This is a genomic window from Pseudomonas sp. SDT291_1_S447, from assembly GCF_054070155.1.
Genome location: NZ_JBSVXS010000411.1, coordinates 1 through 228 on the forward strand (window position 1 = coordinate 1; position 228 = coordinate 228).

Annotated in this window: 1 protein-coding gene; it reads left to right on the forward strand. The window is 57.9% G+C overall.

What is annotated here, in order from left to right; all coding sequences use genetic code 11:
• Nucleotides 1-17 precede the first annotated feature (17 nt).
• Nucleotides 18-228 (forward strand): hypothetical protein (locus tag ACW9IR_RS30140; RefSeq protein ID WP_457466258.1); only part of this gene is annotated, 211 nt, incomplete at its 3' end.

Below are 228 nucleotides of genomic sequence, written 5' to 3' on the forward strand. Positions count from 1 at the left end.
AGGCCGAGGGGGATGAGTTGGATCTGAGCAAGGTTACAGCGGGCGCGACATTCCGTGCCGGGGTATGGGCGTTCATGAAGACTGGTCAACCCGTGCGGCTGGTGCTCAAGGGCAAGAATGCTCAAGGGAATGAGCACGATCGCGTGGTGTGGAAAGTACCGGGCTCCGCGGTCTATCAGGCGTGGATCGACACCGGAAAATATGAGCAGGTCATCCCCTACAGTTATT